Origin of the sequence: Paraburkholderia bryophila, from assembly GCF_013409255.1 — a bacterium.
Taxonomy (GTDB): domain Bacteria; phylum Pseudomonadota; class Gammaproteobacteria; order Burkholderiales; family Burkholderiaceae; genus Paraburkholderia.
Genome location: NZ_JACCAS010000001.1, coordinates 3,903,840 through 3,926,326, shown reverse-complemented (window position 1 = coordinate 3,926,326; position 22,487 = coordinate 3,903,840). Strand labels below are relative to the sequence as shown.

Below are 22,487 nucleotides of genomic sequence, written 5' to 3'. Positions count from 1 at the left end.
CAATGTATGACTTGTCTTCGTCAACAGGCTCGCAGTAAACCTGCGGTAATCTCAATTTCGAGAGGAGAAATATGAATAAACTTTCAAAGCTCGCGTTCATTGCAGCTACCGCAGTTATGGCTGCATCCGCCATGGCGCAATCGGTGCCGGCGTCGCGACAAGCTACGAATGACAACTGGGTGAATGGTACCGGCGAATACGTGTGGATGAACGGCACGAACGAACTTTGCTGGCGCGATGCATTCTGGACGCCGGCAACGGCCAACGCAAAGTGCGATGGCGCCCTGGTTGCCCAGGCTCCGACCCCGCCGGCTCCGGTCGCACCTGCACCGGCTATCACCAGCCAAAAGATTACGTATCAAGCTGACGCGCTGTTCGACTTCGACAAAGCAATCCTGAAGCCGGGCGGTAAGGAAAAGCTGGACGATCTCGCATCGAAGATCGGCGCGCTGAACCTGGAAGTCGTCGTTGCAACGGGTTACACGGACCGTATCGGTTCGGACAAGTACAACGATCGTCTGTCGCTGCGTCGCGCTCAAGCTGTCAAGGCATACCTGGTCAGCAAGGGCATCGAATCCAACCGTATCTATACGGAAGGCAAGGGCAAGCGCAACCCGGTCACGACCGGTTGCAACCAGAAGAACCACAAGCAACTCATCGCCTGCCTCGCACCGGATCGTCGCGTGGAAGTCGAAGTTGTCGGTACTTCGAAGCAATAAGCTACAAGTTACCGCAGTATCAAAGCCCCGCTTCGGCGGGGCTTTTTTTATGCCTGCGTATTTAGACGCCCTGGCGCCGATCGACGCATTTTGCAGATTCGCGAGCGACCCCGCACGGCACGACGGCATGGATCGCGCCCCAGAACGGCGCGGCATTTTGCCGCCCTGTCCCTCGACCTATATACTCAGGATTTATCCTCGAGCGCCCGCTCACCGCTCTCATCGAGGCAGCTTCCGCTATGACCAACGCCGATCCCCACGAACTGCAGAAATTCAGCGACCTTGCACATCGTTGGTGGGACCCGAATGCGGAATTCAAACCGCTGCATGAACTCAATCCCACTCGTCTGAGCTGGATCGACGCTCATTCGCATCTCGCGGGGAAGAAAGTGCTGGATATCGGCTGCGGCGGCGGGATTCTGTCGGAGTCCATGGCGAGCCTGGGCGCGCACGTCAAAGGCATCGACCTGTCGCACCAGGCGCTCGGCGTGGCCGATCTTCACAGTCTTGAAAGCGGCGTCACCGTCGACTACGAAGAAATCGCCGCCGAGGCGCTCGCCGCCCGCGAACCGGGCACGTACGACGTGGTCACCTGCATGGAAATGCTCGAGCACGTGCCGGAGCCGTCCGCCATTGTCGAAGCCTGCAAGACGCTGGTGAAACCCGGCGGCTGGGTATTCTTCTCCACGCTGAACCGCAACGTGAAGTCGTACCTGTTTGCCGTGATCGGCGCCGAGTACATCGCGCGTATGCTGCCCAAGGGCACGCACGACTACGCGCGCTTCATTCGCCCGTCGGAATTGGCGAGCTTCGTGCGCGCGGCCGAGCTACGCACAGCCGACATCAAAGGTATCGTCTACAACCCGCTCAGCAAGCATTTCGCGCTGTCCGCCGACACGAGCGTGAACTACATGCTCGCCTGCCGCCGCGACGTCTGACGCGCTACGCCCTCCGGACCCGAACCCATCCATGAGCGATCCCACGCCCCTGCCCCAACGCGAAGACAACGACGATGCCTTAGGTCTTTGCCATGCCGTCCTGTTCGATCTGGACGGCACGCTAGCCGACACAGCGCCCGATCTCGCGGCCGCCGTCAACAAGATGCGCCACGATCGCGGGCTCGAGATGGTGCCGCTCGAAGACCTGCGACCGCTCGCCTCCGCCGGCGCGCGCGGGCTGATTGGCGGGGCGTTCGGCATCGGCCCCGACAGTCACGAGTTCGCGTCGATGCGGGAAGAATTCCTCGCCAACTACGAGGCGGACTTGTGCATCGAGACCACGCTGTTTCCGGGCATTCCCGAGATGCTGGACGAGCTCGACGCCCGCGGCGTGCGCTGGGGCATCGTCACGAACAAGGTGGCCCGGCTCACTGAGCCGCTGATCGCCCAGCTCGGTTTGGAAGAGCGCGCGGGCTGCGTCGTGAGCGGCGACACGACACCGCACTCGAAGCCCCACCCCGCACCGTTGCTGCACGCCGCACGTGAGCTGGACGTGGTGCCGGAGCGCGTCGTCTACGTCGGCGACGACCTGCGCGACGTGCAGGCAGGCTTCGCCGCCGGCATGAAAACGATCGCCGCCGCCTACGGCTACTGCGGCAACGACATTCCGCCGACGCAATGGCACGCGCAACACGTCGTTCAGTCGCCGGCGGCACTGCAAAAGCTGCTGCGCGACATCGGTTGAGTCGCCGTGCCGCAGCAAAGCGAAAGCAGCGCTCCGCCGCGTTCGCTTTGCCAATGAGTCAGGACGCGGCCGTCAATCTATTGTAAAATCTACGTTGGTTCAGAAGTCTTGAGCAACGAACCGCGGGGGCGACCTGGTTTCGACAGGGGTTGCGAAGCGGCTAGGGCATGTCGAGGACCCGTCACCTCGTTAATCAATGGGAAAAACGTAACTGCAAACGACGAAACGTTCGCACTGGCAGCCTAAGGGCCGCCGTCCTCTGCCTAGTTCACTGACGGGCTAGAGTCGCAAGACCGGTAGCAATACCGACAGAGGTCATATACGTCAGTTAAGCCTTGGTGGTGTCACGACATCCGGGTCGAAAAATTAGTGAATCGCCTTAGTGCAGCGTGTTCGTCCGCGTCGCTCGGGTTAAATCAAATGACAGAACTAAACATGTAGAACTAGTCGTAGAGTGCTTCTGGACGCGGGTTCGATTCCCGCCGCCTCCACCAGACATCGTGCCCACCGTACCGGTGCCGCACTTTATGAAAAACCCCGACAGCGTCGAGCTCTCGGGGTTTTTTGTTGCCGGCGTTAGGCGAGCGAGTCAACGCAAACGCGCTACGTGTCTATTGCTCCGTTAGCGTCGAGGCGCGCCAGGCTTGGAGTGCGTTTACTGAGGCTGAGGCCGAAGGCGAGGTCCATCCGTCAGCGCTACGTTCGGGAATGGTCTGACCTGCTGGCGCAGCGCTGCTGGGCGACCGCGCGAGCGGGACAACTGCAGCCCTGTTCGCCATTGCAATTGCAGGAGGCTCATTCGCGAGCCCATCCACAGGCCCATTCGCGAACTCATTCGCAGGCCCATTCACAGCCGCGCTCACCGCCCCACCCCGCGCCCCCACCAGCAACCCATTCACCCGCCCCACCTCGTCAAAATCCAGCGCCGCCGTCGCAGCCTTAAGCTGCATCAACGCAACGATCGTCGCATAGCGCGCGCGGATCAAATCCCGCCGATTCGAATACAACGCATCCGACGCGCGCAAGACATCCGCGCTGGTCCGGCTGCCCACCTTATAACCCACCTGTGTCGCGTCGAGCGCCGAGCGCGAGGTCCGCATCAAACGCGTCAGCGAATCGACCCGCGCCACGCCGGTGCGAAAGCGCGACCAGTTCTCGCGCGCCGTCGCGCCCGCGACGCGTTGCGCCGCCAGCAGTTCGTCCTGCGCCTTGTCTTCCAGCGCGAGCTTCTCGTCGACGATGGCAGCGCTCTCGCCGCCCTCGAACAGCGGAATCGTGATCGACAACATCGCGGTCGTGGTCGTTGTCGGCCGGGAATAGCCGGATGCCGCGCCCGCCGGCGTATGACTCGCCGACAGGTTCACGACCGGCAGATGTCTCGCCCGCGCCTTCTCGACCTCCAGTTCCGCGAGGCGTCGGTCGATCTGCTTCAACTGCACCCGGTAGTCGTGGGCTTCGGCCTGCGAGGCCCAATTCTCGCTGTCCATTGGGTCCAGCCTCGGCATGACCGCGCTGTCGGACAGCCGCGACAGTGCAGCAAAGGGCTGCCCCGTGAGTTGCTCCAAAGCAAGCCGTTTAAGCTGCAACTCGCTACGCGCGTCCTGCTGCTGCAACTGGGCCTGTTCGCGCGCCGCTTCGGCTTCCTGCAGGTCGATGACAGTCGCCTCGCCCGCCGCCTGCCTGCGCCGCAACTGCTCGAAATGCAGATCGAGCGCGGCCGTGTAGTCGTTGGCGCGCGTCAGCTCGTCTTCTGCGGCAAGCTCGTCGAAATACGCGCGCACCGCCTGCACGATGGCCGACTGCTGAGCGCTCGCCACCTCTAGCACACCGCGCGCCCCGATCACGTCAGCCTGCTTGTAAACCGTCCAGCGGCTCCAGTCGAAGACCGGCTGCGTCAGCGTAACGCTCCAGCCGTTCTGCCAGTAGGTGTTGCGCGGAAAACCTTCCATCACCGTACTGTTGTACGCGCGTCCCCAGCCGCCCGCGACTTGCGGCAAGAACCCGGCGCGCGCCTTGGGCAGCGCCTGCTGGGCCGCTTTGGAGCCCGCGCGGAATGCCGCGAGATTCGCGTCGTGGTCAGTGGCCTGCTCAACAACCGCCGACAGATCGACCGCTGCGGCCGGCCTCGCCAGAGAGACGCAGGCGAGCGCGATCAGCCAGAGGCAGCCCGGCACCGTGCGCCTAGTCATGGGCCACCACGCCCGCGCGCGCCTCACACACCAACTCGCCTTCGACCAACCGGTAACGCGTGTCGAACGCCGCCGCGAGCGACATGTCATGTGTAATCACCACGACCGTCCGTTCGAGGCGCTGCAGCAAGGCCACGACCTGCCGCACCGACGCCGGGTCGAGATTCGACGTCGGCTCGTCGAGCAACAACAGCTCACGTTGCTGATACAACGCGCGCGCAAGCAGCAGACGCTGTCGCTGCCCAGCGGAAATATTCGCGATCGTGTCGCTGATCACCGTGCGCGTTCGCATCGGCAAACGCATCACGTCGGGCAGCAGGCCGACGTCGTCGAGCAAGGCGTGAATGCGGGCTTCGTCCGCGTTGCCGGCGAACAGCGACACGTTCTCCGCGATCGAGCCATGCAGGATCAGATCGCCCTGGCGCATATGCACGGCGTGGCGACGGATCTCGTCGACGGTGAGGTTCGGCCACGCGATGCCGTTCAGCGTGATCTCACCGTCCTGAAGCGGCTCGGCTGCCGCGAGCAGCTTGAAGAGCGTGGACTTACCACTGCCCGATGAACCGGTGATCACGATCTTGTCGCCGCGGCGAATGACGATATTCGCGCGCTTGAGCACCGGCTGGTCCGACACGCCATAGCGGAACGTGACGTCGCGCACGTCGATGCGCTCGAAGCTGCGCACCTCGACGGTTTTATGCGTGTCGGCAGGCGGCGTGTAGCGCTCCGCTTCGCAATCGACGATGTCGCCGACCCGCGCCGCCGGCACGCTCAGCATGAAATACTCGAAGGCCGCGTTGATCGAACGCGCAAAGCGCTCCGACAGCAGCGACTTGTAGATCAGAAACGAATAGAACACGCCCACCGAGATTACGCCGCCCAGCATCAGGCGCGCCGCGAACCACGTGATCGCGATCATGTCGGCGTAATTGACGAGCTTCAGGATCGCGTCGCGCGCACTGCCGAGCCGGCTGTTTTGCACCAGCGCCGCGATATACGCACGGTATCTGGCCATGAAGATCGCGGTGCGCCGCGTCTCGCCCTGCGACAGCTTGATCAACGACGCGCCGCGTATCGTCTCGATCAGCGTGTCGTCGCAACGGGCCGACTCTTCAAGCACGAGTGCGTGGGTATCGCGCATTCGCGCAAACAGCGCGAACGATACCGCGACGTAGACCATGAAAACCAGCAGCGCAATCACCGTGAGTTGCCGGCTCTGTACCAGCATCAGCGCGAGCGCCAACGTACCGACCACCATGTCGATACACAGCCCGATGGTTGTACGCGTCGCGTAGATGCTGATTTCGTCCTGCGCCTTCACGCGCGCGAACAGATCGCCGACGTGCCGCTTCTCGAAGTACGGAATCGGATTGCGCAACAGCTTCAAGAGCAGCCCCTCGGTCATGCTCATCTGCACGAAACCATGCAGCAGTCCGACGAGATACGTTTCGACGTAATGGCTCAACGCGCCCGCGACGAAGATGCCCGAGAACGTCAGCATGAGCACGTTGAGCAGATTGAGGTTGTCGGCAGCGACCACGTCGTCGAGCACCAGATTGCCGAGGTACGGCATGGCGAGGATCGCGAACTGGCTGCCAAGCGCCACGAACATTACCTTGGCGATCTGCGCCTTGAGTTGCGGATTCAGCGCTCGCACACGGGCAAGCGCGGCGGGCACACGAGACTTGTCGCGGATGCGCGGCATGAGCGGCGTGGCCGCGCATTCGAGCAGATAGCCGGACACGTTGGCCACGAAGGTGTCCATCGAAATGCGCCGACGGCCGCTGGCCGGATCGATCACCTGCACGTAACCCCGCCCGCACTTCTCGAACACCACGAAATGCGCGCCGCCGAAATGGAGGATCGAACCACGTTTCACGCGCGGCAGATCGCCGGCGTCGAACCGGTAAGCCTGTACGGCGAGACCGAATTCGACGGCGACGTCGTAGAGATCCATGAGCGTCAGGCCGTTGGCCGACACTGACCTGAACGCCTGCAATTCGCGCACCTCCGTGGCGCGCCCAAGATGCGACAGCACCATGGCGAGACACGCATAGCCGCACTCGGCAACTTCGTTCTGATAGATCGCACGCATGGTCAGCCTCGTAGCACGCGGAACAGCGGCGCGAGCACCCATTCGGCGATGGTGCGGCGCTCGATCACGATGCTCGCCGTCGCGGCCATGCCGGGCAGGATGTCGAAGTGTTGCCGCTCGAAGTGGAACTGGTCGCCGCTCAGCGTGGCCCACGCCATGTAGTCGCCGTCCGGACCCGGCGACTTCGACGGGACGCCCCGCGAGATCGCCGAACGCACGGTAGTGCGCGAAATCGAATCGATGCGCGCTTCATAGCTGCCGAATTTCGCGTACGGAAACGCGTCGAACTTCAGCCGCACGATCTGCCCTTCGCGGACAAAACCACGTCGGCGCGAAGGGATGCGCAACGCCGCGCGCAAACTGCCCTTTTCGCCGGTTGAGATGACGAGTGCGACGTCGTCCGGTGCGAGCGTTCGGCCCGGAACGAGCCCTGAAAAAGTGACCACGCCGGCCTTGGGCGCGGAAATCGTAGCGTCCTGGCGGGTTTGTTCGAAGCGCACGCGGATGTCCTGCAGATCGCGGGCGTGGCGCGCCTCCAGCTCGTTGAGCTGGGCGCCGAGGCCTGTTTGCGTGCCGATCGCCGCGCCGAGTTCCGCGCCCAGTTGCTGGCCGCGCGCGGCGCCCTGCGCCAGCGCAACTTTCGCCTGGTGGGTATCGGCCCTCGCCTGCTCGACCCGGTCCGCGGTGATGTAGTCGGCGACCGATTCGAGCCGGGTCAATTTGCGACCGGCTTCGTCCGACAATTCGCGGTTCTGCGCCAGTTGCTCACCCAACGCCGTGATTTCCGCGCGCCGGCTCTGCACGGCGACGCGTGCGGCGTCCCGTTGCGCGGACAGATCCGCCTTGCGCTGCCCGTATTGGGCTTCGCTCGACCGAATCTGTTCGTCGCGCATCTGTTCGTCGAACGCCGGGCGTTGTTGACCGTCGCTCGCCAGCGACAGATCGCGATCGAGCCGGAACAGCGCGGCCCCCTGAGCGACGCGGGCGGACGGCTCGACGTAGATCGCTGAAACGAGTCCGGTCAGCCCCTGAATCTTGACCTCGGCGGGCGAGACGATTTCCGCGCGCACGTCCTGTTTCAGTTCGACGTCGTGGAAGAACGCAAATACGGTCGCGATCGCCACGACTGACGACGTCGCATAGGCGATCCAACGCCACGAGACGTCCCTGAACTGCGGGAGATTGATAGGTTCCATAGCTTCATTGCTGCCGGATACCACCCGGCGCTGTGTCGATCCGCCTGGCTGCGGCGGGCGTGGTGCTGCACGGCTGCACGCCGTGCGGACGGGTCTAGCGAACTGGCGCGAACGCGTACATCGACGGATGTCCGGCGACTAGCCAGTCTGAATAGTTCCGGGTTACCGCCGTTTCAATGCAACGCGCGAGCTGCGGCACGGCGTCAGGGGCGGCAAGAGATAGCGGATCGAACAGTTCGGCACTGAAGCGCCCGCGTTCGAAACGTAAATAAAATGGCAAAAGCATGGCGCCGAATGGCGCGCCAAGCCGGAACACGCCGTTGTGAATCCGCGCGTTGCGTCCGAACAGGGAAACACCGACGGTTTCCATCGGATAGCGATGCAACGCGAAGGGCGGTACATCGGCAAACAACACCACAACGCCACTGCGCTTCAACGCGCGGGCGACGCGCAGGCCGAGTCCGTTGCGGTCGTCTTCGCCATAGGTGTAGAGCACGTTGACGCCGGGGATGAGTGCATGGTCGTTGCCATACATGTCTCGCGGCACACCGGACACGACCGCAATCGTCTCGAGGCCGAGCAGCGCCCGCAATTCGTCGATGACGTAAATGTTGGCGTATTGCGACACATAGTGAAACGGCGACACGATGACTGGACGCCCTGGCACCTCGGCCTGAAGCTGGCGAATTTTCCCGGCTAGCGCCGCGGCGACGCGCTGCAGGTCGGGCCACGCTTCGCTACCGCGCGATAAGCGGCCGAAGTAAATGCGTTGATCGATCAGCTTCTCGCGCAAATGTCCCGCGGCGACACGACTCTTATCGAGCGGCGCCAGTTGCAGCACATCTCGCCCGATCTCCAGGCGCGCGATGCCTTGCCAACGCTTACGCGCGCTGACGAGACCCAGGATCTTGCACACCACTGCGGCACACGGCTCAATAGCCGAAGGCGGCAGGTGAGCCATCAACGCACGCCACGCGCCGCGCCACGCATACGCCATTTTTCTGTGCAGCAAAGTCAGCATGACTAATGCATCACGCCTTGATTCCATCTTCAACTCCACGGCCATATCGAGGCACTGGGGCACCCCTTCAGGAAACGCCCCAGTGCGTCATACACGCTTACGAACGCGTGTTCGCCGGCACCGGCGTGCTCTTCGACGAGGTCGACGACTGAGCCGGCTGCGAGTTGCACTTGCAGCAGCCGCCTGCAACAGCGGATTTAGCGAGTTCGTTACGATTGATTTTTTGCATTTGAGTTACCTTTTTTACTAAGCCGATAAATGAGCCCACGAGAATTTCTTAATTCGTGAAGCGAATAAAATCTTATCAGCACATTTTTTTGGTAGAAGGGCCTTTGCTTTATTTTACAAATCCGACCCAACCCAATAAACCCATCATGTCGCTCCACCCACTAAACGGGAAATTTTTATTCTCAAGCCATTTCATGCAGATCCGCCAGTCATGGGCCGCCATGAAGGCTTGAGCACTCGAAAGCACAATATCTTTTCCAACTCAGGACAACCCCAACCAATCACCCATCATTCGTTGACGAAACAATCCAACCAAAAAAATAGCTCAAAAATTTACCCCGAAATTTCCGCAAAATTATTAGAAAATTCTGAACATTAATTTTCACATTAAAATATCCACCCAATAAAACAAGGCACTCACCAATCCCGCAACGTCGCATGACATGGAATAAATCCTCGCCCTGATCCGTTTAGGACTGGCACGCACGCAAACGGGCAGCGCGGGCATGACCCTCGCTGCACCAACTCAAAACCGTACGTTGTCAAACCAGGAGTCCACATCATGCGCAAGACACTCTTCGGCGTCGCCCTTGTCAGCCTTTTTGCCCTGCAACACAGCGCTTTCGCCGAGGCGCCCAAAGCGGTCGACGGCCGCTTCGTCACCGCCGACGGCATGACGCTCTATACCTTCGACAAAGACACGACGCCCGGCGTCAGCGCCTGCACCGGCGGCTGCATGAGTTACTGGCCCGCGGCGGTGGCCGGTTCGATGGATAAGCCGTCGGGCGACTGGACGCTGATCCCCGCGGCCGACGGCAAACAGCAATGGGCGTACAAAGGCCACCCGCTGTACCACTACGCGGCTGACAAGCAGGCGGGCGATGAAAAGGGCAATGGCTTCAAGGACATGTGGCACACGGCCAAGCCCTGAATGACCGCCGCGCAATAAGCGCAGCGGGAGCGGGTGCAACGCGCGCTCAAACGAAAAAAAAACGCCGGCATCGAGCCGGCGTCGCATGACAAACCAGACGGAAGACCTTCTCCCGCGTTATTCGTCTTTAGGACACTGCAAGTTACAGCCGTTCGGGTCGCCATTGTCACCGCGCTTGCGCATGGCCGACTTCTTGTTCGACTGATACTTGTCCGTCGGCGCCGACGCGGCGAACGGCATTTGCGGATGCTCGGCAAGACGGAACTGGTCGTTCAGGATCCCGCCCGGCACGCCGGGCGAATTCTGGGCGAACGCGACCGGAGCGGTGGCGAGAACCATACCGGTTGCAGCGACTGCAACCCATGCGTGAAGAAGAGCTTTCATAGCGATTGAGCGCGACGACTCGCGCGATTGAGGCGAAAACGAAAGCTTAGAGCGTATCGCAAACCGGCGCCATGCGCAGCGCCGAACCCACGTAGATGGTTACGGCCTCTTACGCCGCCACGCCGAGCCCTACTTCGAGGTCGACCAGCGTGCCGCATTCCTGCGGATCGTAGCCTTCGAGCTGGTCGACGCTATGGCGGAACGCGGCGCCGCGCAGCAGGTCGATCACCGTCGCGAGCGGCGCGCGTTCCAGACGGCTACGGTCGCAGGCGAAGTAATAGTCTTCGTCGACGATCGGAATGAAGTCGAGCCCGAAGTGATGCGCCGCCGGCTCCACGCCGAAGCCCACGTCCGCCATGCCGCTCGCCACGAAGGCCGCGATCGCCGAATGCGTCAGTTCGGTCGACGCATAGCCATTCACCCGATCCGGATCGACACCGACTTTGCGCAACGCGAGATCGAGCAGCATGCGCGTGCCCGAGCCCGGCTGACGGTTGACGAAGCGAATGTCGTCGCGCGCGAGGTCGCCGAGACCGCCAATGCCGCGCGGGTTGCCCTTGCCGAGAAACAGCCCCTGCTTGCGCCGCGTCAGATGCACGAGCACATGGCGCTGCGGATCGAGCCAGCGCCGGTAAGTGTCGGCGCAAGCCGCGCGAAACTCGCCGCGCGGCAAGTGGAAGCCGGCCAGATCGCATTCGCCGCGCGCCAGTGCGCTGACGGCGTCGGCGCTGTCGCGGTATTTGATGTCAACCGGCAGATCGTGCGCGACCAGCGACGTGACGAGCGCGGCCACCGCGTAACCATGCGACGCGTAAATGCGCACGTCGTCGGCGGGTGGCGCGAGCCAGCGGTTCAGATCGCTCGCCACTTCGCTAGCGAGCGCCTGCATGTTGCCGTCGAGCCGTTCGCCGCACAGACGCTGCGCACGCAGCACGGCCTGGCCGAGTTCAGAGAGCACCGAGCCGCGGCCGCGCTCCTTCGCAATCAGCGCACCGCCCAAACGCTCTTCGATGCTGCGCAGCAGACCCCATGCATGACGGTAGGACAAACCCTTAAGCGTGGCCGCCTGCGCGATGCTGCCAGATTCGTCCACCAGCGCGAGCAGCGGCACGACGTCCGACAGGCTGGCCTCGCGGCCGTCCGCAGCCTTCACCACCAGCTCCGCCTGGCACTCGATTCTGATCATATATGCTCAATTCTTTCCTATTGCACGGGCTGTTTCACCCGCCTATTGTTCGGCTATCCCATATCGAATAAACAAAGCATAAGTGCACGCTTTATGAATTACAAGTGCATATATGACTCTGGAGGAGCCCCCACTTGGACGATTCCCTCGCCGTCGCGCCGGATCAGCTCGTGCAGCGTCACGCGCGTCCGGGCATGTCGCTGCTAGCGGTGCTGCACGCGATTCAGGACGAACTCGGCTACGTTCCGCCGGCCACGGTCGCGCCGCTCGCCAAGGCGATGAATCTGTCGCGCGCCGAGGTGCACGGCGTCATCACCTACTACCACCACTTCCGCACGCAACCGGCCGCGCCGGTCACGGTGCAACTGTGCCGCGCGGAAGCCTGCCGCAGCATGGGCACCGAAGCGCTCGCGCAGCATATCGAAGCGCGCACCGGTTGCCGCTTCGACGCCGAGCACGCGCCTCACGCGACGGTGGAACTGGAATCGGTGTATTGCCTCGGTCAATGCGCGCTGTCGCCGGCGCTGATGCTCAACGGCACCTTGCACGCGAAGGTCACGCCGCATAAATTCGACGCGCTTCTCGCCGCCGCCGAAAAGTGCGTGGAGGTGACGACATGACACGACTTTACGTTCCCTGTGATTCGTCGGCACTGGCGCTCGGCGCCGATGCGTTGGCTCAGGCGATCGTCGCCGAAGCCGCACGCCGTGGCATCGAAATCGAACTGGTTCGCAACGGTTCGCGCGGTCTGTTGTGGCTCGAGCCGCTGATTGAAGTCGCGACGGCCGAAGGCCGCATCGGCTACGCGAATGTCGAAGCCGACGACGTCGCCGCTTTGTTCGACGCCGGCTTCCTGCAAGGCGGCGAACACGCGCGGCGGGTTGGTCTGGTCGACGAGATTCCGTATCTGAAGAAGCAACAGCGCCTGACGTTTGCGCGGATCGGCATCACCGATCCGCTTTCCCTCGACGACTACGTCGCCCACGGCGGCCTCGACGGTCTGCGCGCCGCCCTGCAAACCGACGGCGATGCCGCCTGCGAAGCGCTGATCGAATCCGGGCTGCGCGGCCGCGGCGGCGCGGCGTTTCCGGCCGGGATCAAATGGCGCACGGTGCGTGGCGCGAAAGCGGCGCAGAAGTACATCGTCTGCAATGCGGATGAAGGCGACTCCGGCACGTTCTCCGATCGCCTCGTGATGGAAAGCGACCCGTACATGCTGATCGAAGGGATGATCATCGCCGGCGTTGTGACGGGCGCGACCGTCGGTTATATCTACGTGCGCAGCGAGTATCCGCATTCGATCGCGACGCTCGAAACCGCCATCGCGAAAGCGCGCGCCGCCGGCTGGCTCGGCGACAGCGTGCTTGGATCGGCAGCGCATCGCTTCGAGCTGTTCGTCGCGAAGGGCGCCGGCGCCTATGTCTGCGGCGAGGAAACCGCGTTGCTCGAATCGCTCGAAGGCAAGCGCGGGATCGTCCGCGCGAAGCCGCCGGTGCCGGCGCTCGTCGGCCTGTACGGGCAGCCGACCGTGATCAACAACGTCATCACGCTCGCCACCGTGCCGCTGATCTTCGCGCGCGGCGCGGCGTTCTACAAAGACTTCGGCATGGGCCGTTCGCGCGGCACGTTGCCGTTCCAACTGGCCGGCAACGTGAAGCAAGGCGGTCTCGTCGAACTCGCATTCGGCGTGACGCTGCGCGAATTGCTGGTCGACTACGGCGGCGGCACGGCCAGCGGCCGGCCGGTGCGCGCGGTGCAGGTGGGCGGCCCGCTCGGCACCTATCTGCCCGAAAGCCAGTGGGACATTCCGATGGACTACGAGGCTTATGCGGCGGTTGGCGCAGTGGTCGGTCACGGCGGTCTGGTCGTGCATGACGACACGTCGAATCTCGCCGAACTCGCGCAATACGCCATGCACTTCTGCGCGCTCGAATCGTGCGGCAAGTGCACGCCGTGCCGGATCGGCTCGACGCGCGGCGTCGAGGTGATCGGCCGGATCCGCAACGGCGATACGTCCACGCGCCAGGTGCAATTGCTGCGCGATCTATGCGACACGATGGTGTCCGGTTCGCTGTGCGCGATGGGCGGCATGACGCCGTTCCCGGTGCTGTCCGCGCTCGATCATTTCCCCGAAGACTTCGGTCTCGCCGGCGCGTCGTCCGACGCGTCCCCGAACGTGCCTCATCACGCGCCCAAAGCGGCCTGACCCAGGAGCTCACCATGTCCGACGTGCTCAACTCCCCTGCCGGCGGCTGCGGCTCAGGCAACTGCGCGTGCAAGTCGCAGGCGCTGCAACAGAACACGCAAGCCCGCGCGCCCCGTTCGTTCTTCGACGACACCGACTACGGCACGCCCGAACGTCACGCCGACGTCGATATCACGCTGGAAATCGACGGTCAGAGCGTGACGGTGCCGGCCGGCACCTCGGTCATGCGCGCCGCCGTCGAAGCCGGCGTGAACGTGCCGAAGCTGTGCGCCACCGATTCACTGGAACCGTTCGGCTCGTGCCGCCTGTGTCTGGTCGAGATCGATGGCAAACGCGGCTATCCAGCGTCGTGCACGACGCCCGTCGAAGCCGGCATGAAGGTGCGCACGCAGACCGACCGCCTGCAATCGCTGCGCCGCAACGTGATGGAGCTGTACATCTCCGATCACCCGCTCGACTGCCTCACCTGCCCCGCCAACGGCGACTGCGAACTGCAGGACATGGCGGGCGTGACGGGCTTGCGCGAAGTGCGCTACGGCTTCGACGGCGCGAATCATCTGAAGGACAAGAAAGACGAGTCGAACCCGTACTTCACGTACGACCCGTCGAAGTGCATCGTCTGCAATCGCTGCGTACGCGCGTGCGAGGAAACGCAAGGCACGTTCGCGCTGACCATCGCGGGACGTGGCTTCGAATCGCGCGTGGCGGCGAGCGAAAACCAGCCGTTCATGGAATCGGAGTGCGTGTCGTGCGGCGCCTGCGTCGCCGCGTGCCCGACCGCGACCTTGCAGGAAAAGACCGTGATCATGCTCGGCCAGGCCGAGCATTCAGTCGTCACCACCTGCGCGTATTGCGGCGTCGGCTGCTCGTTCAAGGCGGAGATGAAGGGCAACCAGGTCGTGCGGATGGTGCCGCACAAAAATGGCCAGGCCAATGAAGGCCACGCCTGCGTGAAGGGCCGCTTTGCATGGGGCTACGCGACGCACAAGGACCGCATCACGAAGCCGATGATCCGCGCGAAGATCACCGACCCGTGGCGCGAAGTCAGTTGGGAAGAAGCGCTGAGTTACGCGGCGTCGGAATTCCGCCGGATTCAGGCGCAGCACGGCCGCGATTCGATCGGCGGTATTACCTCGTCGCGTTGCACGAACGAAGAGACGTATCTGGTGCAAAAGCTGGTGCGCGCCGCGTTCGGCAACAACAACGTCGACACCTGCGCGCGCGTCTGCCACTCGCCGACCGGTTATGGCCTCAAGGCCACGCTCGGAGAATCGGCGGGCACGCAGACCTTTGCGTCGGTCGATAAAGCTGACGTGATCATGGTGATCGGCGCGAATCCGACCGATGGCCATCCGGTGTTCGGCTCGCGGATGAAACGCCGTGTGCGGGAAGGCGCGAAGCTGATCGTGGTCGATCCGCGGCGGATCGATATCGTCGATACGCCGCATGTGAAGGCCTCGCATCATCTGCAATTGCGGCCGGGCACCAATGTGGCCGTGGTGAACGCGCTGGCGCATGTGATCGTGACCGAAGGCCTGTTCAACGCAGCATTCGTGGCCGAGCGCTGCGATACGCGCGCGTTCGAACAGTGGCGCGATTTCGTCGCGCTGCCCGAGAATGCGCCGGAAGCGACCGAAGCGTTGAGCGGCGTACCGGCTCAACACGTGCGCGAAGCGGCGCGCATCTACGCGACCGGCGGTAACGCCGCGATCTATTACGGCCTCGGCGTCACCGAACACGCGCAAGGCTCGACGATGGTGATGGGCATCGCCAATCTCGCGATGGTCACCGGCAACATCGGCCGCGAAGGGGTCGGCGTGAATCCGCTGCGCGGCCAGAATAATGTGCAGGGCTCGTGCGACATGGGCTCGTTCCCGCACGAGTTGCCGGGCTATCGGCATATCAGCGATACGGTCACGCGCACGCTGTTCGAGCAGGCGTGGAACGTCACGCTGCAGCCCGAACCGGGCCTGCGGATTCCGAACATGTTCGACGCCGCCGTGCACGGTACCTTCAAGGGTCTGTACTGCCAGGGCGAAGACATCGTGCAGTCGGATCCGAACACGCATCATGTGGCGGCGGCGCTGTCGTCGATGGAATGCATCGTCGTGCAGGACATCTTTCTCAACGAGACCGCGAAATACGCGCATGTGCTGCTGCCGGGTTCGTCGTTCCTCGAAAAGGACGGCACCTTCACCAACGCGGAACGCCGCATCTCGCGCGTGCGCAAGGTGATGCCGCCGGTGCCGGGTTACGCCGACTGGGAAGTCACGGTGATGCTCGCGCGTGCGCTTGGCTACGAGATGGACTACACGCACCCGTCGCAAATCATGGACGAGATCGCGCGTCTCACGCCGACGTTCCACGGCGTGTCGTACAAGAAGCTCGACGAACTCGGCAGCATTCAGTGGCCGTGCAACGAGAACGCGCCGGACGGTACGCCGACCATGCATATCGATACGTTCGTGCGCGGCAAGGGCAAGTTCGTGATTACGAAGTTCATCGCGACGCCGGAAAAGGTCACGCGCAAATTTCCGCTGCTGCTCACCACCGGGCGGATTCTGTCGCAGTACAACGTCGGCGCGCAAACGCGCCGCACCGAGAACTCGCGCTGGCACGACGAGGACCGGCTGGAAATCCATCCGCACGACGCAGAAGAGCGCGGCATAAAGATGGACGACTGGGTCGGTATCGAATCGCGCGCGGGGCAAACCGTGTTGCGCGCGAAGGTCACCGAGCGGATGCAGCCGGGCGTTGTCTACACGACGTTCCACTTCCCCGAATCGGGCGCGAACGTGATCACCACCGATAGCTCCGACTGGGCCACCAACTGTCCGGAATACAAGGTGACGGCGGTGCAGGTGATGCCGGTCGAACAGCCGTCGCAATGGCAGAAAGATTATTCGCGCTTCAACACCGAACAGCTCGATCTGCTTAAGCAACGCGAGCTGGCCAACGCCACCTCGGGCAAGTGAGGCGAGCCATGGACACTCAGAATCTGATCGACATGGCGAACCGGATCGGCGATTTCTTCGATTCGATGCCGGACCGCGAAGAAGCGTTGGGCGGTATCGCCGATCATATCCACCGCTTCTGGGAGCCACGCATGCGGCGCGCGTTGCTGGCGTCGCTCGATGAACCGGCAGCGGGCGGCGTCGAGATGTCGGCGATCGTCAGGGATGCGCTGGTCAAACATCGCGAACAATTGACGCCTGCTGCGCCCGCGGCGGTTTAACGCTTTGCAGCTTTGCAGCCGCCCGCGTCATAGCGCGGTCTGCTCGGGGATCTCGCCGCCCACCGCGAACCATGCTTCGCAATGCCGCAGCAAGGCGTGCAGATCGGTGCCGGTGCGCCCGCGCGCGCTGATATAGCCATCCGGTCGCACGAGGTAAAACGAAGGCCGTGTGCGTCCATACGATTCGGACAGCGCCGGACCGCCGTCGCCGGTCGTGTCGGTAATGCGCCAGATACGCACCGCGCCCGGCAACAGGCGTTCGATTTCGGCAACCATACGATCCCGATCCGCGTCCGGCGGCGACGCATGTTTCGCGGCGGGATCGAGCGGCGTGTCGTCGACCGGCAGCGGCGGCACCAGCAGAAACAGCGAGAAGAACGCCGGGTCGTGCAGATCGAAAATACAGCCGACGCCCGGCGCGCGGCCCAGCGGTCCATCCACCACATGCACCAACGCATCCGGCGCCCTTTCGCCGGCACGCGGGCCGCCGTCGAGCACCCGTTCGAGCGTGAGCGGACTACGCCGGTACTGGATCGACAACTCGCTGATCGTCAGACGCGCGGCGTCACGCAACGGACCGAGCGCGGCGAGCACCGGCATCACGCGCTCGCGCAGCAGCTTCAGCGGTCCATGATCGGCTTCGGCCATCTGCATCACGAAGCCCGTTTGACGCAGCACGTCGCGCTCGATCGGATACCGCTCGGCGTGATAGGTATCGAGCAGTCGATCCGGCGCCGCGCTCTTCAGCACGCGGGCGAGTTTCCAGCCGAGATTGAACGCTTCCTGAATGCCCGTGTTCATCCCTTGCGCGCCGGCCGGGCTGTGAACATGCGCGGCGTCGCCCGCGAGAAAAATCCGGCCGACACGCAAGCGGTCCACCATCCGGCTGTTCAGATGGAAGTGCGCGGACCACTTGAGGTCCGACACGTCGACGCGTTCGCGCACGCGGCGCGCGATCAGCGCCTTGCAATCGTCGAGCGACGGCGGCGGCACGCGGTTGAGCAGCGGTTCACCCAGCACCGCGGGCGCGGTGGGCGGCGCCATGGCCGACGGCTCGATTGCATGATCGGCAATCAGCCGATGCCGGCCGTGGCCCATCGGGAACAGCGCGACCAGACCGTCGTTCGAGGCGAACATATGAAATTCGTCGTCGGGCCAATCGGTTTCGGCATGCAGATCGGCGAGCAGGAAGGTCTGTTCGAAGGTCTTGCCCGCGAAGCTCAGGCCGAGCCGGTGACGCACCGCGCTATGCGCGCCGTCGGCGGCGATCAGATAGGACGGACGCATGGTCTCCGTGTGACCGTCGGCACGGCGCAGTGTCGCCTGAACGCTGGCAGAGCCTTGTGCGAAATTCATCAGTTCGACGCCGCGTTCGATCGTCACACCGAGCGTCGCGAGATGCTCCGTCAGCAAACGCTCGGTCACGGCCTGGTCGAGAAACAGCAGATACGGATAGCGCGTGTGCAACGGATCGAAATCGAGCCGCGCGAGACGCATGCCGTTGGAAAAGAGATTGGCCACGCGCGCGCGATGACCGAGCGCGAGAAACGGCTCGACCAGACGATGCTGCTCGAGCAGTTCGAGCGTGCGCGCCTGGATACCGATGGCGCGCGAATACGGGCTCGGCTGCATGGCCTTGTCGATCAGACGCACGGGGACGTGGGCACGCGCGAGGCTCATGGCGGCGGCAAGTCCGGTCGGACCCGCGCCGACGATCAGCACCGGCGACGCGTTGTTTGCAGCAACGTCCATGCGGGGCTCCCTAGGCGGCAGTGCGTTCTAGTGTACGCCCTGACGAAGTCACCCTGGAGGCGCTGCCGGTGAGGTGTTTACGATGCGCTGCGTCAATGCGCGTGCCCCGCGTGCTCCATCGCGCATTGATGCTGGGTGGTGCCGAGATCGACCTGCAGCGTCGCGTGTAGCATCGAGAAACGCTCCCGCAGCACGACGACGATCGCGTCGAGCGATTCGTCGCCGGGATGGCCGGCCGGCATCACCAGATGCGCGCTGAGCGCGTTGCCGGTGGTCGACAGCGCCCACACGTGCAAGTCGTGCACATCGACAACGCCAGGCTGGGTCGCCAGATAGTCGCGAATGCGTTGCAGGTCGACACCGGGCGGCACGGCGTCGAGCGCGAGGCGCACCGAATCGCGCAACAGCCCCCATGTGCCGACCACGACGACCGCGACGACCAGCAGGCTCATCACCGGGTCGAGCCACGTCCAGTTGGTGTAGAGAATCACCAGGCCGCTGATCGCGACAGCCGCCGAAATACCGGCATCGGCCGCCATGTGCAGGAATGCGCCGCGGATGTTCAGATCTTCCTTCTGCCCACGCATGAAGAGCCACGCGGAAATACCGTTGACGACCACGCCGATGGTCGCCACGACGAATACCGCGAGGCCGGCCACCGGCGCCGGATTCATCAGACGGCCGATCGCCTCGGCGACGATCACGCCGCACGCGAACAGCAGCAGCCCCGCATTGGCCAGCGACGCGAGAATCGACGAGCTGCCGTAGCCGAACGTGTAGCGCGCCGAGGGACGCCGCGTGGCGAGCCAGCCGGCACCCCACGCGAGCAGCAGGCCGAGCACGTCGGAGAGGTTGTGGCCGGCGTCGGCGAGCAACGCGGTGGAATGCGCGAGCACGCCGTAGATCGCCTGGATCACGACGATCAGGACGTTCAGCGCGACGGCGAGTGCGAACGCGCGGCCGTGGCCGGGGATGGGGGCGTGGGCGTGGGAATGGCCGCTGTGGGAATGGCCGCTGTGGCCATGATCGTTGTGACTGTGATCATCACTGCCGTGGTCATCGCCACTATGTTCGCGGCTCTGGCTTTCATGGTCGTGCCCGCCCTTCACCGCGGCATCGCCGCCTGCGTCGCGCGTCCCACCAGAGCGGACATCATCGCCATCGCTTCCATCGACCCACACCGGCGCGTGCTCATCCTCGCGCTGTTCCGCCGCCCGATTCGGGTTATTCGTATTCTTCATGTCGCATCCACGGGAAAATCGCTGGCGGGTTCGGCCACGTGCTCCAGCATGCCGGTCAGCATCGCGCTGATGTGACGATCCGCGGCGAGGTAGAACACCTGCTTGCCCTGGCGCTCCGCGCGCACGATCCGCGCCGCGCGCAGCAGCCGCAAATGGTGGCTCACCAGCGATGGCGACAAGCCCAGCGCCTCGGCAATCGCCCCCACCGGACGACGCCCGTCGACGCACGTCAGCACGATCCGCAAACGCGTCGGGTCGCCCAGCAGGCGAAACAGATCCGCCAGCGGCACGATGGTGTCCGCGGAGCGGTCGTCGAAACGGCTTAACGGAACGTCGGAAACGGTAGAAGCCACGGCAGTCGTCACGGTCGGCACACATATGAACAGATATTCACATGTTATATGCGTCGACATGACTGGTCAAATCGGAGCGCGGTGCGTCGAGTGTGGGAAAATGCGGCCTCTGCCTCACCCGAATCCCATCCCCCGTCATGCAACCTGTATTTGACCGCGCTTTCGCGGCGCATCGTGACGGCCGCCTCGACGACGCCGAACGCGACTATCGCGCAACGCTCCAGGGCAATCCCACGCACGTCGATGCGTTGCACCTGCTGGGCGTCCTGCGCCATCAGCAGGGCCAGCACGCCGAAGCCGCCGAGCTCGTGCGGCGCGCGGTGAAACTGCGCCCGGAAGACGCCGCGCTGCAACTGAACCTCGGCAACGCGCTGAAGGCGCTGGGCCAGATCGACAACGCCATCGAACAGTTTCGCAACGCGTTGACGCTCGCGCCGTCGTTCCCGATGGCGCACTACAACCTCGGCAACGCGTACGCATCGCAGGGACGTCATGAAGACGCCGCCGACGCCTTCGAGAAATCGTTGCGTCTGCAACCGGACGACGCGTCGTCGCACAACAATCTCGGCAACGCGCGGCACGCGCTCGGCCAGCACACGGAAGCGATCGCGTCGTTCACGCGGGCGCTTCAACTGCGCCCCGGCCACGCCGGCGCGCTGAACAACATGGGCATGTCGCTGAACGCGCTCGACCGCGCGGACGAAGCGATTCCCTGCTTCCAGAAGGCGCTGGCCGCCGAACCGCGCTTCGTCGCCGCGCACTTCAATCTCGCCAATACCTTCGACGCCACCGGCCGCCACGCCGAAGCGGTCAAATCGTTCGAAGCGGCGCTGCGTTTGCAGCCGAACCTGCCGCCGGCCATCTTCGGCATGGGCAATGCGCTGGCGGCGTTGGGGCGTCACGCGCAGGCGCTGCCGTATCTCGAACGCTCGGTCGGTCTCGATCCGCAATTCGCGCTGGCGTGGCTCAGTCTCGGCAACACGCACCTCGCGCTGGGCGCGCATGCGCCCGCGGTACGCGCGTTCGATCAAGCGTTGCGCCAGCGTCCGGACCTTGCGTCCGCGCATATGAACCGCGCGTTGGCGTGGCTCGCGCTGCGCGATTTCGCGCGCGGACTGCCGGAATACGAATGGCGGCTGCAAACCATGGCCGAGCCGGCAATTCAGACGCTGCCGCGCTGGCACGGCGAACCGATCGATCGACGCACGCTGCTGATTCACGCCGAACAAGGTTTCGGCGACACGCTGCAGTTCGCGCGCTTCGTACCGCTCGCCGCGCAACGCGCCGCGCGCGTGGTGCTCGAAGTGCAGCCTGCGCTGCTGCCGCTGCTGGCGCCCGTAGCGCAAGCCTGGCGCGTGACGCTGATCGCCCAGGGCACGCCGCGCCCGGCCGCCGATCTGCACTGCCCGCTGCTCAGCTTGCCGCTCGCGCTCGGCACGACCTACGACAGCATTCCGGCGCGCACGCCCTACCTCGACGTGCCGGCCGCCTATGGCCGCAAATGGCGCGGTTCGCTCGGCGGCCAGGCGAAACGCAAGATCGGCATTGCGTGGACGGGGCGCATCCAGCCCAACGAAACCCGTTCCATGCCGCTCGCCGCGCTCGATCCGCTGTTCGCGCTCGACGGCATCGACTGGATCGTGCTGCAACCCGAACTGAGCGCGGACGAACGCGCGGCGCTCGACACGCATCCGCGCGCGGCGTCGATTCATCGCTTCGATAAACGCATCGGCGATTTCGCGGATACGGCCGCGATCATCGAACGGCTCGACGCGGTGGTGTCGATCGATACGTCCATTGCTCACCTGGCCGGCGCGCTACGCAAACCGTTGTGGGTCATGCTGCCGTTCGCGGCGGATTGGCGCTGGTTTACCGGCGACGCACGCAGCCCCTGGTATCCGGGCGCGACGCTCGTGCGTCAGCCGCAGCCGGGTGCGTGGCAGGAAGTCGTCGAAGCGGTGGCGAATGAATTGCGCCGCGGTTAGCCGGCGGTTGTCGCTTGAATGCGGCGGCGCTATCAAGCGTCGCGCCCAACAAACAAAAAACCCCGCGCTTTTTCGGAGCGCGG

Annotated in this window: 19 protein-coding genes and 1 other RNA gene; 10 read left to right on the top strand and 10 right to left on the bottom strand. The window is 64.0% G+C overall.

What is annotated here, in order from left to right; translation table 11 throughout:
• The first annotated feature begins 71 nt into the window (after window positions 1-71).
• The 4 genes from ompA to ssrA all read left to right on the top strand — a co-directional run bounded on the left by ompA (window position 72) and on the right by ssrA (window position 2,896).
• Complete coding sequence (ompA, locus tag GGD40_RS17600) at window positions 72-719, top strand: outer membrane protein OmpA (protein ID WP_179703445.1); 648 nt, start codon at window positions 72-74, stop codon at window positions 717-719.
• Window positions 720-958: 239 nt separating this feature from the next.
• Window positions 959-1,657 (top strand): bifunctional 2-polyprenyl-6-hydroxyphenol methylase/3-demethylubiquinol 3-O-methyltransferase UbiG, encoded by a 699-nt coding sequence (gene ubiG, locus GGD40_RS17595; RefSeq protein WP_179703444.1) that lies wholly within the window; start codon window positions 959-961, stop codon window positions 1,655-1,657.
• Window positions 1,658-1,688: 31 nt separating this feature from the next.
• Window positions 1,689-2,402 carry a phosphoglycolate phosphatase gene (gph, locus tag GGD40_RS17590; protein ID WP_179744391.1) on the top strand — a complete coding sequence of 238 codons (714 nt, stop codon included), beginning with the start codon at window positions 1,689-1,691 and terminating at the stop codon, window positions 2,400-2,402.
• Window positions 2,403-2,526: 124 nt separating this feature from the next.
• Window positions 2,527-2,896, top strand: a transfer-messenger RNA (tmRNA) gene (ssrA, locus tag GGD40_RS17585).
• Window positions 2,897-3,013: 117 nt separating this feature from the next.
• Here the strand turns inward: ssrA and GGD40_RS17580 are convergent.
• The 5 genes from GGD40_RS17580 to GGD40_RS36955 form a co-directional block, all read right to left on the bottom strand.
• Complete coding sequence (locus GGD40_RS17580; RefSeq protein ID WP_179744390.1) at window positions 3,014-4,591, bottom strand: TolC family protein; 1,578 nt, start codon at window positions 4,589-4,591, stop codon at window positions 3,014-3,016.
• Window positions 4,584-6,686 (bottom strand): peptidase domain-containing ABC transporter, encoded by a 2,103-nt coding sequence (locus GGD40_RS17575; RefSeq protein WP_179744389.1) that lies wholly within the window; start codon window positions 6,684-6,686, stop codon window positions 4,584-4,586. Before GGD40_RS17575 ends, GGD40_RS17580 begins: the two co-directional genes overlap by 8 nt.
• Before the next feature lie 2 nt (window positions 6,687-6,688).
• Window positions 6,689-7,882, bottom strand: coding sequence for an HlyD family secretion protein (locus GGD40_RS17570; RefSeq protein WP_179744388.1), 1,194 nt, complete (start codon window positions 7,880-7,882; stop codon window positions 6,689-6,691).
• Window positions 7,883-7,976: 94 nt separating this feature from the next.
• Complete coding sequence (locus GGD40_RS17565; protein WP_373565338.1) at window positions 7,977-8,879, bottom strand: hypothetical protein; 903 nt, start codon at window positions 8,877-8,879, stop codon at window positions 7,977-7,979.
• 121 nt (window positions 8,880-9,000) lie between these two features.
• Complete coding sequence (locus GGD40_RS36955) at window positions 9,001-9,132, bottom strand: hypothetical protein (RefSeq protein WP_257030421.1); 132 nt, start codon at window positions 9,130-9,132, stop codon at window positions 9,001-9,003.
• A gap of 561 nt (window positions 9,133-9,693) precedes the next feature.
• Between GGD40_RS36955 and GGD40_RS17560 the strand changes: the two genes are divergently transcribed.
• Entirely contained in the window at window positions 9,694-10,062 is a 369-nt protein-coding gene (locus tag GGD40_RS17560) for a COG4315 family predicted lipoprotein (RefSeq protein ID WP_179744387.1), read from the top strand.
• A 117-nt stretch (window positions 10,063-10,179) separates the two neighbouring features.
• Here GGD40_RS17560 and GGD40_RS17555 read toward each other — a convergent pair whose 3' ends face one another.
• Together GGD40_RS17555 and GGD40_RS17550 are read right to left on the bottom strand one after the other, a co-directional pair.
• Window positions 10,180-10,446 (bottom strand): hypothetical protein, encoded by a 267-nt coding sequence (locus tag GGD40_RS17555; protein WP_179703398.1) that lies wholly within the window; start codon window positions 10,444-10,446, stop codon window positions 10,180-10,182.
• A 109-nt stretch (window positions 10,447-10,555) separates the two neighbouring features.
• Window positions 10,556-11,632 carry a substrate-binding domain-containing protein gene (locus tag GGD40_RS17550; RefSeq protein WP_179703397.1) on the bottom strand — a complete coding sequence of 359 codons (1,077 nt, stop codon included), beginning with the start codon at window positions 11,630-11,632 and terminating at the stop codon, window positions 10,556-10,558.
• 134 nt (window positions 11,633-11,766) lie between these two features.
• Here GGD40_RS17550 and GGD40_RS17545 point away from each other — a divergent pair, with 134 nt between their 5' ends.
• The 4 genes from GGD40_RS17545 to GGD40_RS17530 are packed head-to-tail and all read left to right on the top strand — an operon-like array spanning window position 11,767 to window position 17,073.
• Window positions 11,767-12,252 carry an NAD(P)H-dependent oxidoreductase subunit E gene (locus tag GGD40_RS17545; protein ID WP_179744386.1) on the top strand — a complete coding sequence of 162 codons (486 nt, stop codon included), beginning with the start codon at window positions 11,767-11,769 and terminating at the stop codon, window positions 12,250-12,252.
• A complete protein-coding gene (locus GGD40_RS17540) occupies window positions 12,249-13,838 on the top strand; it encodes a formate dehydrogenase beta subunit (protein WP_179744385.1) in 1,590 nt (529 codons plus the stop codon). The genes GGD40_RS17545 and GGD40_RS17540 overlap by 4 nt, the downstream gene beginning before the upstream one ends.
• Window positions 13,839-13,852: 14 nt before the next feature.
• The gene (fdhF, locus tag GGD40_RS17535) at window positions 13,853-16,813 is read left to right on the top strand and encodes a formate dehydrogenase subunit alpha (protein ID WP_179744384.1); all 2,961 of its coding nucleotides are present in this window, start codon (window positions 13,853-13,855) and stop codon (window positions 16,811-16,813) included.
• An 8-nt stretch (window positions 16,814-16,821) separates the two neighbouring features.
• Window positions 16,822-17,073, top strand: a complete 252-nt coding sequence (locus GGD40_RS17530) for a formate dehydrogenase subunit delta (protein ID WP_179744383.1) — start codon at window positions 16,822-16,824, stop codon at window positions 17,071-17,073.
• 27 nt (window positions 17,074-17,100) lie between these two features.
• On the opposite strand, the gene GGD40_RS17525 is transcribed toward GGD40_RS17530, so the two are convergent.
• From GGD40_RS17525 to GGD40_RS17515, 3 genes are all read right to left on the bottom strand, one after another.
• Entirely contained in the window at window positions 17,101-18,825 is a 1,725-nt protein-coding gene (locus GGD40_RS17525) for an FAD-dependent monooxygenase (protein ID WP_179744382.1), read from the bottom strand.
• Window positions 18,826-18,917: 92 nt separating this feature from the next.
• Window positions 18,918-20,066 carry a cation diffusion facilitator family transporter gene (locus tag GGD40_RS17520; RefSeq protein WP_218900921.1) on the bottom strand — a complete coding sequence of 383 codons (1,149 nt, stop codon included), beginning with the start codon at window positions 20,064-20,066 and terminating at the stop codon, window positions 18,918-18,920.
• Window positions 20,063-20,479: an ArsR/SmtB family transcription factor gene (locus tag GGD40_RS17515; protein ID WP_218900919.1), complete on the bottom strand. Its 417-nt coding sequence runs from the start codon at window positions 20,477-20,479 to the stop codon at window positions 20,063-20,065. Before GGD40_RS17515 ends, GGD40_RS17520 begins: the two co-directional genes overlap by 4 nt.
• A 77-nt stretch (window positions 20,480-20,556) precedes the next feature.
• On the opposite strand from GGD40_RS17515, the gene GGD40_RS17510 reads away from it, so the two are divergent.
• Window positions 20,557-22,404: a tetratricopeptide repeat protein gene (locus GGD40_RS17510; protein WP_179744380.1), complete on the top strand. Its 1,848-nt coding sequence runs from the start codon at window positions 20,557-20,559 to the stop codon at window positions 22,402-22,404.
• Window positions 22,405-22,487 lie beyond the last annotated feature (83 nt).

What these genes read in the sequence shown, in the direction of transcription:
- GGD40_RS17520 (WP_218900921.1), bottom strand. Translation starts at nt 20,066, where the DNA reads ATGAAGAATACGAATAACCCGAATCGGGCGGCGGAACAGCGCGAGGAT.
- ubiG (WP_179703444.1), top strand. Translation starts at nt 959, where the DNA reads ATGACCAACGCCGATCCCCACGAACTGCAGAAATTCAGCGACCTTGCA.
- GGD40_RS17575 (WP_179744389.1), bottom strand. Translation starts at nt 6,686, where the DNA reads ATGCGTGCGATCTATCAGAACGAAGTTGCCGAGTGCGGCTATGCGTGT.
- gph (WP_179744391.1), top strand. Translation starts at nt 1,689, where the DNA reads ATGAGCGATCCCACGCCCCTGCCCCAACGCGAAGACAACGACGATGCC.
- fdhF (WP_179744384.1), top strand. Translation starts at nt 13,853, where the DNA reads ATGTCCGACGTGCTCAACTCCCCTGCCGGCGGCTGCGGCTCAGGCAAC.
- GGD40_RS17570 (WP_179744388.1), bottom strand. Translation starts at nt 7,882, where the DNA reads ATGGAACCTATCAATCTCCCGCAGTTCAGGGACGTCTCGTGGCGTTGG.
- GGD40_RS17550 (WP_179703397.1), bottom strand. Translation starts at nt 11,632, where the DNA reads ATGATCAGAATCGAGTGCCAGGCGGAGCTGGTGGTGAAGGCTGCGGAC.
- GGD40_RS17530 (WP_179744383.1), top strand. Translation starts at nt 16,822, where the DNA reads ATGGACACTCAGAATCTGATCGACATGGCGAACCGGATCGGCGATTTC.
- GGD40_RS17540 (WP_179744385.1), top strand. Translation starts at nt 12,249, where the DNA reads ATGACACGACTTTACGTTCCCTGTGATTCGTCGGCACTGGCGCTCGGC.
- GGD40_RS17560 (WP_179744387.1), top strand. Translation starts at nt 9,694, where the DNA reads ATGCGCAAGACACTCTTCGGCGTCGCCCTTGTCAGCCTTTTTGCCCTG.
- GGD40_RS36955 (WP_257030421.1), bottom strand. Translation starts at nt 9,132, where the DNA reads ATGCAAAAAATCAATCGTAACGAACTCGCTAAATCCGCTGTTGCAGGC.
- GGD40_RS17525 (WP_179744382.1), bottom strand. Translation starts at nt 18,825, where the DNA reads ATGGACGTTGCTGCAAACAACGCGTCGCCGGTGCTGATCGTCGGCGCG.
- GGD40_RS17565 (WP_373565338.1), bottom strand. Translation starts at nt 8,879, where the DNA reads ATGGCGTATGCGTGGCGCGGCGCGTGGCGTGCGTTGATGGCTCACCTG.
- GGD40_RS17555 (WP_179703398.1), bottom strand. Translation starts at nt 10,446, where the DNA reads ATGAAAGCTCTTCTTCACGCATGGGTTGCAGTCGCTGCAACCGGTATG.
- GGD40_RS17580 (WP_179744390.1), bottom strand. Translation starts at nt 4,591, where the DNA reads ATGACTAGGCGCACGGTGCCGGGCTGCCTCTGGCTGATCGCGCTCGCC.
- ompA (WP_179703445.1), top strand. Translation starts at nt 72, where the DNA reads ATGAATAAACTTTCAAAGCTCGCGTTCATTGCAGCTACCGCAGTTATG.
- GGD40_RS17515 (WP_218900919.1), bottom strand. Translation starts at nt 20,479, where the DNA reads ATGTCGACGCATATAACATGTGAATATCTGTTCATATGTGTGCCGACC.
- GGD40_RS17510 (WP_179744380.1), top strand. Translation starts at nt 20,557, where the DNA reads ATGCAACCTGTATTTGACCGCGCTTTCGCGGCGCATCGTGACGGCCGC.